This window comes from Schaalia sp. 19OD2882, assembly GCF_018986735.1.
Classification (GTDB): Bacteria; Actinomycetota; Actinomycetes; order Actinomycetales; family Actinomycetaceae; genus Pauljensenia.
In genome coordinates this window covers 1812328-1825313 of sequence record NZ_CP065521.1, presented here as the reverse complement: position 1 = coordinate 1825313, position 12986 = coordinate 1812328, and the positions used below count along the sequence as shown (strand labels likewise).

Below are 12986 nucleotides of genomic sequence, written 5' to 3'. Positions count from 1 at the left end.
CACGCAGGTGTTGGCGGTGTCGTGGAAAGTGCTGGCATCGGCCGAGATGTTGGGGCAAGCCGCACTCGCGGACGCACAAGCGTCACGCAGTGCGACAAATTGTCCCGGAATCGGGCCTGGATGTCGCTTCGGGTGACGCTGGTGCCGGCGAAGACGCGTGTGGGCGCACTCCTGCGTGTGCCTTCGCCGACGGGACGGCGGACGAATCTCGCGGAATGACGGACGAATCTCACGGGTTGAGGGTGGCGTTGACCTGGCGGATTCGGCCCGAGCGGACCCGGATGTGTTCGCCCCGTGTGGGGACCACGGCCACCACCCCGACCTCGTCACCGAGGCGCTCCGACAGGGCCTGCGCGGACTCCGGCTCTCCGTGGACGCAGAACACGTGGCTGGGCGGCGGGTCCAGGGCGGCGATCCAGTCGACCAGTTCGGAGCCGTCGGCGTGCACGGAGAACTCCTCGTCCCTGACGATCTGCGCGCGCACCGCCACGTATGCGCCGTACATCTTCAGATGCCGCGCACCCTCCACCAGCGCGCGTCCGCGCGTACCCACCGCCTGGTATCCGGTGAGCACCACCGTGTGGCGAGGATCCGGCAACATCGTCTCCAGATGGTGCAGAACACGCCCGCCGGTGGCCATGCCGGAGGCCGAAATGATGATGCACGGCTGCTCCGGGTGGTTCAGGCGCTGGGACTGCCTCGGGTCGCGCACTTCTCGCAGGTCCAGCTCCGACAGGGCCAGACCCTGGACCTCGGGCGTCAACTCCTCGGCATTGCGCGGCGCCTGGTAGATCCGCAGTGACGCCAGCGCCATTGGCGAGTCCATGAACACGGGAACCCGTGGGATCCGGCCCTCGGCCTGCATCCGCGCCAAGGTGTGCAGCACCACCTCCGTGCGATCCACTGCGAAGGCCGGCACCAGGACCGACCCGCCGCGTTCGATCGTGCGTCGAATGGCGTCGGCGAACACCTCGTGCGGCGGCTCCTGCGGCTCGAAATGCTCCCTGTCCCCATAGGTCGATTCGACCAGGACCACATCCGCCCCGGGCGGGATCTCGCGGGGACGCAGCACCGGGTGCGTGTGCCGCCCGATGTCGCCGGAAAAGAGCACGGAACCCTCGTCGGTGCGCACGTGGATGGAGGCCGAGCCGAGGATGTGCCCGCTGCGCACCCATGTGGCCACCACTGCGTCTCCCAGGTCCAATTCGGTGTCGAAGTCGACGGTGCGGAATAGGGGCAAAGTGTTCTCCACGTCGCCGATCCGGTAGAGGGGCTCGGGGGAGCGGTGCTTTGAGTATCCGCGTTCGCGCGCGTACTCCGCGTCACGCTCCTGCAGGAAGGCGGAATCGCGCAGGATGATCTCAGTGAGGTCCGCAGTGGCCCGCGTGCACCAGATGCGCCCGTGGAAGCCCTGTTTGACCAGGCGGGGGAGCATCCCCGAATGGTCCATGTGGGCGTGGGTGAGCAGCACGTCGGAAATCGATGAGGGTGGGATCGGAAAGTCCGCCCAGTTCAGACGGCGAAGGTGCTTCTCGCCCTGGTACATCCCGCAGTCGACGAGGATGTGGCGGGGCGTGGCGGTGTGTGCATCGAGGGTCAGCAGGTGCTTGGAGCCGGTGACGGTTCCGGCCGCTCCGAGGAAGGACAGCGTCGTGGTTCCCATGCCTCCAGCCTGCCCCCTTCACCCATGCGACGCGCGGCGAAAGGTGACGCACGTCTCGGAAATCATCCGCATCGTGTGCGTGCGTCGGCCATTCCGGGATCCAGGGCGAGGCGTGGGAACGAAAGGCCGCCCTCGCCCCCCGGAAGGGGCCGATGGGGCAGACTTGTCGCATGACGAACCTTGGCGCGCAAGAGGTGCCGTCCCCCATGACCAAGGCGGCGTCCTGGTTTTCTGCCGCCACATTCGCCTTCTCGATCGTCGTGCTCGAAATGGTCGTCCTGTTCATCCTCACCGGCGTGTTCTTCGGCCACGAACCGGCAGCCGGCCTGGTCCTGATGTTCCTGGCCGTCCCCATCACCCTGTTCAACGCGCTGGCGCGCCAACTCACCCTGGGTCCGTTGGCCGCGCGCATCCGGATCGACGGGGCAGTGCGGCCCGCGTCCGTGCCAACGGTCCTGCACCTGCTCATGGTGCCGGTGGGGTGGACCTGGTACCCCTTCCTCTTGCTCGTGGAGCACCTGCAGACCATTCCCGCGTTCGCGGGTGGGCCCGGTGATGACTCGGCGCGATACCTCGCCATCCATGTGGCCCTGGTGTGGGGCTGCGCATTCGGGTTCATGAGGGCCGCCGCCGCAGACAATCGAAAGGCGGTCATGGCCGGGCGCGCCACCGAGGGCGAGGAAGGGGTTGTGGGTGAGGGTGACGTGGCGCTCGGCGACGCCCCTGTGTGACGAGGAAGCCGCTGGCCGTCGTGGCATCGAAGTGGCGCGCTGACATAGAATCGTCGGGTTGTCGTGCGCCCGTTTTGCGCACCCACCGGACAAGACGTTGGAGAACAATCCGTGAAGAGCACCGTTGAGACCCTTGAGCCCACCAAGGTTCGACTGACCGTCGAGGTCCCCTACGAGGAACTCAAGTCCGAGATGGACAAGGCGTACAAGGACATCGCCTCCCAGGTCTCGATCCCCGGCTTCCGCAAGGGTCACGTCCCGGCTCGCATCATCGACCAGCGTTTCGGCCGCGCTGCCGTCATCGAGCAGGTCGTCAACGAGGTCCTGCCCGGCCAGTACTCCGACGCCGTGGCCGAGCACGAGCTGCGCCCCATGACCCAGCCCGAGGTCGAGGTCACCGAGATTCCGGCGACCTCCGGCGCCCCCGGCGGCCAGCTGGTCTTCACCGCCGAAGTGGCCGTGGTCCCCAGCTTCGAGGTGCCCGAGCTCGACGGCATCGAGGTCGACACCACCGAAGTCTCCGACGAGGACGTCCAGAAGGAGCTCGACGACCTGCGCGGCCGCTTCGCAACCCTCAAGCCCGTCACCCGCAAGGCCAAGACCGGCGACTTCGCCACCATCGACCTGGTGGCCACCATCGACGGTGAAGAGGTCGACTCCGTGGCCGACGTGTCCTACGAGATCGGCTCGGGCAACATGCTCGACGGCCAGGACAAGGCCCTGCGCGGCACGAAGGCCGGCGACGAGGTCACCTTCACCTCCACACTCAAAGGCGGCGATCACAAGGACGAGGAGGCGGAGGTCACCCTGACCGTCAAGTCCGTCAAGGTCCGTGAGCTGCCCGAGGCCGACGACGACTTCGCCCAGATGGTCTCCGAGTTCGACACCGCCGAGGAACTGCTGGCCGACCTGCGTGAGCAGGTCTCCAAGCAGAAGACCTCCGAGCAGGCCCTTCAGGCCCGCGACCGCCTGGTCGATGCCCTGTTGGACAAGGTCGAGATCCTTCTGCCCACCGAGGCCGTCGACCACGAGGTCGAGCACCGCGTCGAGGAGGGCGCCTCCGCCAAGGACAAGAAGGAGGCGCGTGAGGCCATCGAGCGTGAGCTGCGCACCGAGCTGCTTTCCGAGGCCCTCGCCAAGAAGCTGGACGTCAAGGTGGGCCAGCAGGAGCTCATCGACTACGCCATCCAGATGTCGCAGACCTATGGCGTGGACATCAACCAGTTGTTCTCCTCCCCGCAGCAGATGTCCTCGGTCATCGCGGACCTGGGTCGCGCCAAGGCGCTGGTCGAGGCCCTGCGTGGTGTGACCGTCAAGGACACGGCCGGCGAGGTCGTCGACCTGTCCGCCTTCCTGGGTGAGGCCCCCGTCGAGGTCGAAGAGTCCGACGAGGACGAGGCCGACGGCGCCGTCGAGGATGTGGCCGTGGCGATCGAGTCTGCTGAATCCGGCGAATGATCGCCTGAGCTCGTACCTGCGAGAACTCGAAGGGTCGGCACCGCCAAAGCGGTGCCGGCCCTTTCCCTGTTGGACTTGGCGCCATCCCGCCAGAGGCCAGGACGCGCCGGGGGTGGTCTCGAACTCGGTGAACTCCAACGGCCAGACCTGATTGGCGTCACCGGCTCCGGTGGCGAAGGCAGCCTTGCGCCGCTCGACGAGTCCACGGTGTTCCTTCTGGGAGCCTGCGGTCCTTGCCTTGGCTCCGCACCTGACCTCAGACCCGGAGAGCCGGCGACCATCACGGGGGCAGGACCTGACACCTGTCACATGAAGGAGTGGACACCTCCCACTACCGGGCATTTCCCCGGGTTCCTAACGTTTTCGGTATGGGAGAGGGGCCCTTCGAGCGGCCGGACCTGCTCCCCGACAAGATCGAGAACGCCTTGAAGGAGAAAGCCATGACCGCCGTCAGCACCAGGTTCAGAACTGGCCCGGCCTCGTCCCCGGACCCCCGCCCACGCCACGCAGCATCGGGCACGGTCCCGGCCGTGGCGATTTCGGGTCTGGGCTTCACCTACCCGTCAGCCACCTCCCCCGCCCTCGTCGACGTGAAACTGGATGTCGCACCCGGGCAGATCGTCGCCCTGCTGGGCCCCAACGGTGCCGGCAAGTCCACGCTGGTCAGCCTCATGCTGGGCCTCAACAACCCGGACCGCGGCAGCGTCCAGATCTTCGGTCTGGCACCCCGCGCGGCAGTGCGCCAAGGGGAGATCGGGGTCATGCTGCAATCCGCCGGCATGGCCGACTGCGTGACCGTGCGCGAACTGGTCGCCTTCATGGCCCGCCAGCACGCCCGCCCCATGGACGTCGATGAGGCCATTGACCTGGCAGGTCTGAGGGACGTCGCCGGGCGCCGCGTGGAAAGGCTCTCCGGCGGCGAACGCCAACGCGTGCGCTTCGCCTTGGCCCTGGTCGGCCAGCCGCGACTGCTCATCCTGGACGAACCCACGAATGAGATGGACGTGGCCAGCCGCTACACCTTCTGGAACGCCGTGCGCTCGACCGCCGCGAAACTCGGGCGCACCGTCTTCTTCACGACCCACCACATGGAGGAGGCCGCGACCGCCGCCGACCGGGTGCTGGTCATCGCCCACGGCAGGGTCGTCGCCGATGAGACCCCCGAGCAGTTGCGTGCACGCGCGGGTCGCCCGCAGGTGCAGTTCCGGTGGGGTGCCACCCCGCCGCAGAACTGGATGGAGCGCCTCAGCGGCGACCTGTCCCACTCCTGCATCGACGGCCTGCAGATCCTGCACACGAGCAATGCCGACCGAACCCTGCGCGAATTGGTCAACCTGCTGCCCGAAGCGGTTGACATCACCATCCAGGAGGCCAGCCTGGACCAGGCCTACCTCTCCGTCATCGACCCCGACCGCGCCTGAGCGCCACCGGATCCACGAAGGAGGAACTCCCATGCATTCCTACGTCGCCTTCGAAGTGCGCCGCATCCTGCGCACCCCCCGATTCCTTCTGCTCACGATGGTCGTCCCGATCGCGATGAACATCGTCTTCGTCCAGCTCAACGGCGGGAACCTGCCCGCCGACAAACTCCAGGCCTTCGCCACTGGCTACATGATGAACATGGCGACCTTCGCGACCCTCTCCGCTTGCCTGACCATCGCCGGCAACCGGCTGGCGCAGGAGCGGGGAAGCGGTTGGTTCTCGTACCTCACCCTGACGCCGCTGCGCCCCGTCGACATCGTGGGGGCAAGATCCTCTCGGCGATCCTCCTGGGGGTCCCGGCGGTTCTGGGTGTCTTCATCTCAGGGGTCGTCGTCAATCACGTGCCCTTGGATCCGGCGCACCTGGCCATGGCCCTGGGCGTGGTGGTCGTGGGGTCCACGGTCTTTGCGGCCCTGGGTGTCGTCATAGGCCTGGTGACCCGCCAGGAGAGCAGTTATGCGGCCGCGATGACCGTCCTCATGCTCTTCTCCATCGTCGGAGGCCTGTGGATGCCGCGGGAGATGATGCCCGACTGGTTGGCCGCCATCACCACGTGGACCCCGTCCTTCCAGATCGCCGACACCGGCAAGGCGATCATGTCGGGCCTGTCGGCGGCACCCGTCCAGGCCGGAGCCGTCTTCACGGTCTGGACCGCACTCTTCGTGGCCCTGGCGCTTGTGGCCTTCCGTCGTTCGGCATCCAGCCGCTGACGAGGACGGGAGCGGGGCGGTGACGAGGCCGTGGCCTCAGAGCCAGCCCCGCTCGGTCGCCAGGGACACGGCCTGCATGCGGGTCGAGACCCCCAAGCGGGTCATGGCATTGGACAGGTAGTTGCGCACGGTGCCGGCCGACAGGAAGAGGACACCCGCGGTCTCCTCCGTTGTGGCACCCTGCGAGACCGGGGTGAGGATCTCGACCTCGCGGTCGGTCAGTGGGCAGGGGCCCACCCGCAGGGCGTCGGCCGCCAAGTCCGGGTCGATGACGGTCCCACCGGCGGCAACCTTCTTGATGGCGTCCAACAGCCGGGCGCCGGTCGTCGACTTCACCAGGTAGCCGTCGGCCCCGGCGGCCAGGGCCCTGTGGACGTGACCGCTGCCCGGCAGGGCTGTGAGCAGCAGGACTTTGCAGTCGGGCGCCACCTGCTTGACGTGGGAGGTTGCCTCGATCCCTGTGGCCCCGGGCATGTCGATGTCCATGACGACGACGTCCGCTGACAGGTCGAGGACGGTCCGGGCCACCACGTCGCCCCGTCCGACGCGCCCCACGACCTCGAAGGCGGGTTCCACACTGAGCAGGGCTTCGAAGGCCTCGGCGACCAGATCCACGTCCTCGGCGATGAGCAGACGCAGCACGGGTGTCCGGGGGACGGTCGGGTCCTGGCTCATGTCACTCCTCGACGAGGTCGGCGGCGGGCAGACGCACTGTGACCGTGAAGTGTCCCTGTGCGTCCTGATCGGCCTCCAGTGTTCCACCCATGGCCGCGGCCCGCTTGCGCAGCTCGGCCAGGCCCGTCCCGCTTGCGGACTCGTTGCCGGCCGGTGCCCCGTCGTTGACGATGCGAGTGACCAGCGTGTCGCCCTTGTGACGGATCGTGATGCTGCAGGTCGTCGGCCGGGCGTGCTTGAGCATGTTGGTGACGGCTTCACGGACCACTTGGGCGCAGAACCTGGAGTGTGGGCCGTCGGGCAGTTCGGCGACGTCCAGGGAGGTGTTGATGCTCTTCACGTGGCACAGGGCTGCTGCGGAAGCAACTTCTTCGGCCAGTCCGGCCACGACGACCCCCGACGTCAAGGAACGCAGGGCCAACTGGCCTGAAGCCAGGGTCTTGTGGGTGGCCTCCATCTGCGCCGCCGCCTTGTCCGGCGAGGTCGCCAACAACTGGATCGCTGCCTGGTTGCGCAAGGAGGCTGCGACAAGGGTGCGCCCCAGGACGTCGTGCAGTTCCCTGGCGATCCGCAGGCGCTCCTGGTCCACGCGAGTGCGAGCGATTTCCTCCTGGACCACGTCGAGCTGGCGCAGCAGGGTGATGACGCGGACCAGGACGTACAGGATGACGGTGACCAAGGTGGAGATGAGGATGATCGCGGACTCGACGGCCACCATCTGCGGGGCAGGAATCGAAATGCTGAGGATTGCGCCGGCGAAGAGGATGATTTCGAGGGGCCACACCCACCACTTGGGTGCAACCGCGATGGCAATGCACGCCGCTGCCACACCCAACATCGCCCAGTTGTCCGACAGGGCAAAGGAGGTGAGCGCCAGCGCCCCTGCCGCAGCGCCCCAGAGCCATGAGACCGGGCGTTGGGCGATGACCCATCGGCGCACGAGGTGGAAGAGGACGGCGACCAGGGTGCTGGCCACCAACCCGATCGATCGACACGGGTGCTGCTGCGTGGTGTCGATGGCCGTCAGGACGGCCAGCAGCAGGGCGTATCCGACCACCACGTGGATGACGAAACCCGCCAGACCCGCCTCGGTGACCTTGAATCGGTGGGAGTCCGGGGTCGCAGGAGGCTTCATGGTCCACAGCGTAACGTCAGGCGCCTGTGACCACTCCGGTGCGCCGTCAGCGAAAAGGCGCTCTGCGAAGGCGGCGTCGGCCTCGTCACCGGGTAGGTTTGAGGACAGTCGGGATCGGCCGGGTACGGCCGTACCCACGGTCGAAGAGGGGCGCCCGCGCGCGGTGGGCCCCTGGAGCGGGGGAGACCCCTGAAGTGGAGGAAACGTGACCAGCGATTTCACCGCCCACGGCGGCGGGAAGACCGCAGCGGGTCTGAGCGACGCCGTCTACCAGCGTCTGCTCAAGGAGCGCATCATCTGGCTGGGCGGCGAGGTCCGCGACGAGAACGCCAACGCCATCTGCGCCCAGATGCTCCTGCTTGCTGCAGAGGACCCGGACCGCGACATCTACCTGTACATCAACAGCCCCGGCGGTTCGGTCACCGCAGGTATGGCCATCTACGACACCATGCAGTACATCAAGCCCGACGTCGTCACCGTCGGCATGGGCCTGGCCGCATCCATGGGCCAGTTCCTGCTGACCGCCGGCACCCCCGGCAAGCGCCTCATCACTCCCCACACGCGTGTGCTGCTGCACCAGCCTCTGGGCGGGGCAGGAGGCTCGGCCACGGAGATCCGCATCAACGCCGACCTGATCCTCAAGATGAAGCAGGAACTGGCGGAGATCACCGCGGCCCGCACCGGCAAGTCCGTCGAGCAGATCGAGGCCGACGCCGACCGTGACCACTGGTTCAGCGCCCGCGAAGCCGTCGAATACGGTTTCGTGGACCGGATGGTGGAGACCCCGCAGGAGATCGGCCGCCGCGCCGAGGACGGAGAGACCCGATGAGCACCCGCCCCTACTTCGAGGCGATCGCCCGCCAGTTGCCCGAGTCGCGCTACGTCCTGCCCAGCTTCGAGGAGCGCACCGCCTACGGTTTCAAGCGCCAGGACCCCTACGCGAAGCTCTTCGAGGACCGGATCGTGTTTCTCGGCGTGCAGGTGGACGACGCCTCCGCAGACGACGTCATGGCGCAGCTGCTGGTCCTCGAATCGCAGGACCCGGACTCTCTGATCACCCTGTACATCAACAGCCCCGGCGGCTCCTTCACGGCGCTGACCGCCATCTACGACACCATGCAATTCGTGAAGCCGCAGATCCAGACCGTGTGCTTGGGTCAGGCGGCCTCCGCTGCGGCGGTTCTGCTGGCGGCCGGCAGCCCCGGCAAGCGTCTGGCACTGCCCAACGCGCGCGTCCTCATCCACCAGCCGGCCATGGAGGGCATCCAAGGTCAGGCAAGTGACATCCAGATCGTCGCCGACGAGATCGACCGCATGCGCCTGTGGCTGGAGGAGACCATCTCACGCCACTCGGGCACGCCGGTGGAACAGGTGCGCCGCGACATCGAACGCGACAAGATCCTCACCGCCGCCCAGGCCAAGGACTACGGCCTGGTCGACCAAGTACTGGCCTACCGAAAGTCCGCCGAGCCCACCGCACACTGACGCCGACGGCCCCGGTGGCCACCTCCTTCATCCGGAAACGAGGGCGGGGCAAAGGGTTGGACAAGGATGAGAAGTAGCCTTGGGCGAACCCTCACCTCATGCGAACCCGCCCCGCCCTCGTCACCCATCACACCTGCGGCGAGATGTCCGCGTGCCCTCTGGCACCGCGACACCCCCTGACATAAGCTTGAAAACGCTGGGAGCCATCCCGTCCGCACCCACCGAGACCCCGCAGGAGGACCCGACGTGAGCCGACTCACCGACGGCGCAGAGCTGCTCAAGTGTTCTTTCTGCAGCAAGAGCCAGAAGCAGGTGCGAAAACTCATCGGCGGATCCGGCGTCTACATCTGCAATGAATGCATCGACCTGTGCAACGAGATCATCGAGGAAGAACTCACCGACGAGCCCACCGCCTCGCAGACCCCGCTGCCCAAACCCAAGGAGATCTACGAGTACCTGGACTCGTGGGTCATCGGCCAGGAACGCGCCAAGAAGGCCCTGTCCGTCGCCGTCTACAACCACTACAAGCGGGTGCGTTCACGCGAGGCCGGCAATGAGGAGAACATGCTCGGCACCAAGTCGAACATCCTCCTGCTCGGCCCCACGGGAACCGGCAAGACCCACCTTGCCCGCTGCCTGGCTTCCCTGCTGCAAGTCCCCTTCGCCATCGTCGACGCCACCGCCCTGACCGAAGCGGGCTATGTGGGCGAGGACGTGGAGAACATCCTGCTGCGCCTCATCCAAGAGGCCGACGGCGACATCAAGAAGGCCGAACGCGGCATCATCTACGTCGACGAGATCGACAAGATCGGCCGCAAAGGGGAAAACGCCTCCATCACCCGTGACGTCTCCGGCGAGGGCGTCCAGCAGGCCCTGCTCAAGATCGTCGAAGGCACTGTGGCATCCGTGCCGCCCCAAGGGGGGCGCAAGCATCCGCACCAGCAGTTCCTGGAGATCGACACTTCCGGAATCCTCTTCATCGCGGCAGGCGCATTCGCCGGAATCGAAGAAATCGTCAAGGCCCGCTTGGGGCAGCGCTCCACCGGATTCGGGACCGACCTGAAATCCGTGAAGGAAATGGGAGACCTCTACGAGGAAGTCACCCCCGAGGACCTCCACAGGTTCGGCATGATCCCCGAATTCATCGGACGTTTGCCGATTCTCACCTCGACGAAGGAACTCTCGGAAGAAGACCTCACCCTGGTCCTCACCGAGCCCACGAACTCGCTGGTCGGCCAGTACCAGCACCTTTTCGACCTCGACGGGATCGAGTTGGACTTCACCCACGACGCCCTGCTGGCCATCGCAGCCCTGGCGAACAAGCGCCGCACAGGCGCACGTGGGCTTGCCTCCATCATGGAAAAGACCCTGTCGGACCTCATGTTCGACCTGCCCAGCCGCACCGACGTGGCCCGGGTGGTCATCACGCGCGACTGCGTCGAAGGCACGGGGGAAGCCGAATTGCACGCGGAGGGCCGCCGGGGGATCCGCTCGGCCTGAGGCGACGGTGGCCCGGCGCCGGGCCACCGGGAAGGGAAAAGGGGAGCGTCATGGGTGATGGGGCCGTCGCAAGCGATCCGCGCAGCGAAGACATCCGCGGCCTCGGGGAAGGGCTGCCCGCCGAGCTGCTGGAGGCGCGAGCCACCATCGACAACATTGACGCCGCCCTCATCCACATCCTGGCCGAACGCTTCCGCTGCACCCAGAGGGTCGGTCACATCAAGGCCCGCCACGACATGCCGCCCGCGGACCCCGCGCGCGAGCGCCGCCAAGTGCGGCGCATGCGGGCCCTGGCCGAGTCGGCCGGACTGGACCCGGACTTCGCGGAGAAGTTCTTGTCATTCATGGTCACCGAAGTCATCCGCCACCACGAGGACATCAAGCAGGGCTATCGCATGGAGGCCGCCGCCCAGGCGAAGGAGGGCTGAGCGCCCTCGTGGCGGCGGCGTCGCCAAGGTGGTGTCTCACTTGGTGTGGTGCCTCACTTGGTCGGCGTATAGGCCGACATCGCACCGTCAGCCCCCGCGGACACCCACATCTCCGGCGTGACCAGCACACCACGGGCGCTGGTGCCCGCCGGCCCCGGGGCGCTCTGGCCGGTGAACATGTCGACCAGCACCGGCGACTCGAAGCCGAAACGGTACAGGCCCTTCGTCTGGGACACGGTGGCGGGAATGCCGGCACTGGCCAGCACGCAGGTGCCCTCGGACTCTTCGATGTACCAGGTGTCAGGCAGGGCCACTGCGCTTTCCAGAAGCGCGATCTTGCTGCACTCCTCCCGCTGGAGGACCTTCCACTTCGTCTTCGCCCACGACGTGTCGCCACTCTTCACCCACGCGCTGAACTCCGCCGTGGTCAGCATGCCGTGCTTGACGGGCAGGTCCGTGCGCATCTCTGCGTCGACAGGAATGTCGAAGGTCTCGCCCTTCGTCCCGTCGGCTGCGAACACATGGGCCCTCGCGCCGTCGACCAGCACCCAGCCGTCGGCCAGGGCCAGGAAGGTGCTGACCGAGGAGCCTTTGAGCCCCAAGTCGACCTGCTCGCCGGTGCGCAAGTTCATGAGCACCTGGGCGCCGGGCACGTAGGTGAATTCGGCGCCCCCGGACACGAGGGTGTGGGACAGGGGGATCGACCCGTAGTCGGCCGCGAAACCGTCCACATGCACCTCCCAGTTGGGGCCGCCCAGGCCCGTCCACAGGGAACAGTCCCCGGCAGCCGTGCAGGCGACGGCCCGATCGCCGTCGGAGGACACCCACGCCCCCTTGGGCCAGGGCACCTCGGTGGCTTCACCCGTGGACTGGTCGTAGAGGGAGCTCGGTGTGACCACGTAGGAGCGCCACACGACCGAGGCCGTCTGGGTGTCCGCGCCCACCTCGAAGTCGGTCCTCCAGGACTCGGTGACACTGGTGCCTTCCAGCGTGTAGGCGGTGAGGCGCCGCTGGGTGGGGGACAGGGTGGAGGTGCGAACCAGGTGCTTCCCGTCGCGTGAGGCGGTCAGGAAGGTGGCCTGGGCTCCCTCTTCGGCCGGGACGGTCCACACGACCTCGTTGCCGGACAGCCACGCGTGCGACCACTCGGTGGCATTGGCGTAGGTTCCGTCGCCGTTCAGGCGCGCCAAGCCCCATCCTCCAAGGACCAGGACGAGGACGAAGAGCATTGCCGTGGCGCCGACCTGCAAGGGCTTGCGACGCACGAAGCGCCACAGCGCCTCGACCAGGGGCGGCAGGGGAGTGTTCGACGTGGCCGATGCCGCCATGTCCGGCGTTTGCCCGGAGCCCGGCGGGGGTGTGGTCGGTCGGGCGGCCAATGCCTTGTGCACGGTGGGATCTGTGGACGTGGCCAACCATTCGAGCAGTTTCGGGTAAGCGTTCGGGTGTGCGGCAAGGGCCGCGTGCAGGTCCGAGCGGGCTGCCGCGATGCGGGCCAACTGTGCGTGGGATGTGGTGGGGTCCTGTGTGAGAAGGGCGTCGAGGTCCTTCTCCGAGCCAGGCAGTCCCGTGTGAGTCATGCCACCATTAAACCGGGAAGTTGCTTCCCCGTCCTGTTGGAAACATTGTCCGGACATGCTGCCTTCACATTCATGCAGACCAGAGCGGCACGTGCCGAAAATGAAGGCAACAGGGGGCGGGGCGCGGACCTCAATGGCC

General features: G+C 67.1%; 12 protein-coding genes. 8 read left to right on the top strand and 4 right to left on the bottom strand.

The annotated features are described in order from the left end of the window. Positions 1–229: 229 nt before the first annotated feature. Complete coding sequence (locus I6B53_RS08035; protein ID WP_216763748.1) at positions 230–1663, bottom strand: MBL fold metallo-hydrolase RNA specificity domain-containing protein; 1434 nt, start codon at positions 1661–1663, stop codon at positions 230–232. A gap of 170 nt (positions 1664–1833) precedes the next feature. On the opposite strand from I6B53_RS08035, the gene I6B53_RS08030 reads away from it, so the two are divergent. The 4 genes from I6B53_RS08030 (at position 1834) to I6B53_RS08015 (ending at position 6044) form a co-directional block, all read left to right on the top strand. Next, positions 1834–2394 carry a hypothetical protein gene (locus I6B53_RS08030; protein ID WP_216763747.1) on the top strand — a complete coding sequence of 187 codons (561 nt, stop codon included), beginning with the start codon at positions 1834–1836 and terminating at the stop codon, positions 2392–2394. A 111-nt stretch (positions 2395–2505) separates the two neighbouring features. After that, the gene (gene tig / locus I6B53_RS08025; RefSeq protein WP_216763746.1) at positions 2506–3852 is read left to right on the top strand and encodes a trigger factor; all 1347 of its coding nucleotides are present in this window, start codon (positions 2506–2508) and stop codon (positions 3850–3852) included. Between the two features lie 440 nt (positions 3853–4292). After that, the gene (locus tag I6B53_RS08020; RefSeq protein WP_216763745.1) at positions 4293–5273 is read left to right on the top strand and encodes an ABC transporter ATP-binding protein; all 981 of its coding nucleotides are present in this window, start codon (positions 4293–4295) and stop codon (positions 5271–5273) included. Positions 5274–5546: 273 nt separating this feature from the next. Beyond that, positions 5547–6044, top strand: a complete 498-nt coding sequence (locus I6B53_RS08015; protein WP_216763744.1) for an ABC transporter permease — start codon at positions 5547–5549, stop codon at positions 6042–6044. A gap of 36 nt (positions 6045–6080) precedes the next feature. Here the strand turns inward: I6B53_RS08015 and I6B53_RS08010 are convergent, their stop codons facing one another. Further along, a complete protein-coding gene (locus tag I6B53_RS08010) occupies positions 6081–6719 on the bottom strand; it encodes a response regulator transcription factor (protein WP_216763743.1) in 639 nt (212 codons plus the stop codon). 1 nt (position 6720) lies between these two features. Beyond that, entirely contained in the window at positions 6721–7854 is a 1134-nt protein-coding gene (locus I6B53_RS08005) for a sensor histidine kinase (RefSeq protein ID WP_216763742.1), read from the bottom strand. 205 nt (positions 7855–8059) lie between these two features. Between I6B53_RS08005 and I6B53_RS08000 the strand changes: the two genes are divergently transcribed. The 4 genes from I6B53_RS08000 to I6B53_RS07985 all read left to right on the top strand — a co-directional run bounded on the left by I6B53_RS08000 (position 8060) and on the right by I6B53_RS07985 (position 11267). Beyond that, on the top strand, positions 8060–8683 hold the full coding sequence (locus I6B53_RS08000; protein WP_216763741.1) for an ATP-dependent Clp protease proteolytic subunit: 624 nt from the start codon (positions 8060–8062) through the stop codon (positions 8681–8683). Next, positions 8680–9339 carry an ATP-dependent Clp protease proteolytic subunit gene (locus I6B53_RS07995; RefSeq protein ID WP_216763740.1) on the top strand — a complete coding sequence of 220 codons (660 nt, stop codon included), beginning with the start codon at positions 8680–8682 and terminating at the stop codon, positions 9337–9339. Before I6B53_RS08000 ends, I6B53_RS07995 begins: the two co-directional genes overlap by 4 nt. Before the next feature lie 246 nt (positions 9340–9585). Beyond that, on the top strand, positions 9586–10839 hold the full coding sequence (gene clpX, locus I6B53_RS07990) for an ATP-dependent Clp protease ATP-binding subunit ClpX (protein WP_216763739.1): 1254 nt from the start codon (positions 9586–9588) through the stop codon (positions 10837–10839). 50 nt (positions 10840–10889) lie between these two features. Next, positions 10890–11267: a chorismate mutase gene (locus I6B53_RS07985; RefSeq protein ID WP_216763738.1), complete on the top strand. Its 378-nt coding sequence runs from the start codon at positions 10890–10892 to the stop codon at positions 11265–11267. A gap of 53 nt (positions 11268–11320) precedes the next feature. Here the strand turns inward: I6B53_RS07985 and I6B53_RS07980 are convergent, their stop codons facing one another. Then, on the bottom strand, positions 11321–12847 hold the full coding sequence (locus I6B53_RS07980) for a hypothetical protein (protein WP_216763737.1): 1527 nt from the start codon (positions 12845–12847) through the stop codon (positions 11321–11323). Between the last annotated feature and the right edge of the window lie 139 nt (positions 12848–12986).

Excerpts from the sequence above, each read along its gene's own strand:
- I6B53_RS07980 (WP_216763737.1), bottom strand. The coding sequence starts at position 12,847 with ATGACTCACACGGGACTGCCTGGCTCGGAGAAGGACCTCGACGCCCTT.
- I6B53_RS08030 (WP_216763747.1), top strand. The coding sequence starts at position 1,834 with ATGACGAACCTTGGCGCGCAAGAGGTGCCGTCCCCCATGACCAAGGCG.
- I6B53_RS07995 (WP_216763740.1), top strand. The coding sequence starts at position 8,680 with ATGAGCACCCGCCCCTACTTCGAGGCGATCGCCCGCCAGTTGCCCGAG.
- I6B53_RS08035 (WP_216763748.1), bottom strand. The coding sequence starts at position 1,663 with ATGGGAACCACGACGCTGTCCTTCCTCGGAGCGGCCGGAACCGTCACC.
- I6B53_RS07985 (WP_216763738.1), top strand. The coding sequence starts at position 10,890 with ATGGGTGATGGGGCCGTCGCAAGCGATCCGCGCAGCGAAGACATCCGC.
- I6B53_RS08005 (WP_216763742.1), bottom strand. The coding sequence starts at position 7,854 with ATGAAGCCTCCTGCGACCCCGGACTCCCACCGATTCAAGGTCACCGAG.
- I6B53_RS08010 (WP_216763743.1), bottom strand. The coding sequence starts at position 6,719 with ATGAGCCAGGACCCGACCGTCCCCCGGACACCCGTGCTGCGTCTGCTC.
- I6B53_RS08020 (WP_216763745.1), top strand. The coding sequence starts at position 4,293 with ATGACCGCCGTCAGCACCAGGTTCAGAACTGGCCCGGCCTCGTCCCCG.